Consider the following 1,465-nt stretch of genomic DNA (forward strand, 5'->3'; position numbering starts at 1 on the left):
CGAAATGAAGGGTAACATAGCCCTTTATATGAACGCCTCCCGTTTGCGAAGGGTTTTCGTGTGCTCTGACTACGACAGGATGGGTTGCAGCTTTATATCCGGGCTTGTTGCAGCCTGATACGCTGCGGCCCACCATGAAATCCGCTGACCCGCACCTCATTTACTTAGCGAGCTAGAAGCTCGACGGGCTATTCAGGTTTGGCGGGTCCCGGTCCGACCTGTCTTGTCATTACTTACGATTGCCAGCGCAACCTTTCGACGTATCACCCTGTAAAAGTTGATCTTCCCGCTACGCAACGCCGTTCGATCAAACCGGTTTCACACTCACGTAGCCCTTTTCGTACGGCCTGTCATGCGCCAGAATCGCCCAGATCGTGCGGGCTATCCTGTTCGCCTGCGCAACGATCGCCACATTCAGCGGTCGCCGCTTCCTGATCCCTTCAGCCCACGGCCCCGGTTCCTTCGTGAGGCACAGCACAGCCCGGGCACCGTGAATCAGCAGCTTGCGCAGATACGTGTCGCCGCGCTTGCTGATTCCCAGCAACTGGACTTTGCCGCCCGAGCCCGTTTGCTTGGGCACCAGTCCGATCCAGGCTGCGAATTCACGCCCGGACCGAAACGTCTTCGCATCGCCCATCGTCGCGACGGCCGCTGTCGCCGTCAGGAGACCTACGCCCGGTATCGTCGCGATCGCCTTGCATGCTTTGTCCTCTCTCATCCACATCTGTAAGCGCCGTTCGATGCCGGCAATCTGCTTATCCAGCTCCGCCAGCCCGTTCCACTGCTCGCGCAGCGTGTCGATCAGGATAGCCGGCAGACGATCGACCAGTCGCTCCAGTACGCCCGGTATCGCTTTGTCCAGCGCGGCTCGGCCTTTGCCCATCACTTCGCCGTACTCGGTCAGCAGGCCGCGCAGGCCGTTGATCTGCATCGTGCGGAACTTCACCAGTTGCTCGCGCATCCGGTGCAGACCCAGCACCGCCTGTTGCGTTTCCGTCTTCACCGCGACCGACCTTTCTGCGTGCTGCACGGCAAGCCAGATCGCTTTCGCATCGACCGCGTCGTTCTTGTTGCCCATCACGAACGCCTTCACGAATTTCCCCGGCATCAGCTTCACCTCATGGCCCATCGCCGTGAGCTTGCGGGCCCAGTACTGCGAGCCCCCACAGGCTTCCATCCCGATCAGGCAGGGAGCCCGATTCGCGAAATGCTCGAGGAATACAGCACGCTTCACCGGCTTGTTCACGATCTCGCCCGTCTCTGCGTCGATGTAATGGAGTTGCATCACGTTCTTTGCGATGTCCGCACCCACTGTCATCTGCTTCATGTCGGAGCCTCCGGTTTGCCAGGAAAACCTCTATGGTCTTCCATCTGGGCACTCTGATGCCGTCGGTCCGTGAGGCTCCGCCTTCCTGCCGGCTCCCACCGATCACGGGTGGGAGGCGTTCATATCATTTACTATGTT

At 59.6% G+C, this 1,465-nt stretch carries 1 protein-coding gene; it reads right to left on the minus strand.

From position 1 onward, the window contains the following. Positions 1-307: 307 nt before the first annotated feature. Positions 308-1,327 carry an IS110 family transposase gene (locus G3O00_RS42635; RefSeq protein ID WP_206146592.1) on the minus strand — a complete coding sequence of 340 codons (1,020 nt, stop codon included), beginning with the start codon at positions 1,325-1,327 and terminating at the stop codon, positions 308-310. Between the last annotated feature and the right edge of the window lie 138 nt (positions 1,328-1,465).

The sequence above is a fragment of the Burkholderia sp. Ac-20384 genome (assembly GCF_017104605.1).
GTDB classification, from domain to species: domain Bacteria; phylum Pseudomonadota; class Gammaproteobacteria; order Burkholderiales; family Burkholderiaceae; genus Burkholderia; species Burkholderia lata.